1 protein-coding gene is annotated in these 302 nt (G+C 42.1%); it reads left to right on the top strand.

The genetic code is table 11. The features are described from left to right. The first annotated feature begins 60 nt into the window (after positions 1-60). Positions 61-255, top strand: coding sequence for a cation transporter (locus ABF638_RS38405; RefSeq protein ID WP_435027956.1), 195 nt, complete (start codon positions 61-63; stop codon positions 253-255). Positions 256-302: the final 47 nt, after the last annotated feature.

Genomic DNA, 302 nt, shown 5'->3' with positions numbered 1-302 from the left:
AGGGGGATCTAAAACTTTTGATACCGACAAGAGGACTTTTCAAACAACCTCTTAGGTTTAATCGTCAATTTGCTCAATATTACTTTGCTTCATCCCCATACTCATAACGATTTAAATCTGCGCGGAGCTTTGCTTCATGTCATTGCTGATACTGCTAGTTCTGTTGGCGTAATTATAGCTGCTGTAGCAGTTCATCTTTGGGATTGGTGGTGGGCAGATGTCGCTATTAGTTTAGTCGTTGCAACTTTTACCTAAATCGGAGAGAAGGCTCCCGCCATAATCTATAGATTTGGCGGCGAGAT

Source organism: Nostoc sp. CALU 1950 (assembly GCF_051172895.1).
GTDB lineage: Bacteria > Cyanobacteriota > Cyanobacteriia > Cyanobacteriales > Nostocaceae > Nostoc > Nostoc edaphicum_A.
The sequence above is the reverse complement of the archived record's forward strand: the minus strand, read 5'-3'. Positions and strand labels throughout refer to the sequence as shown.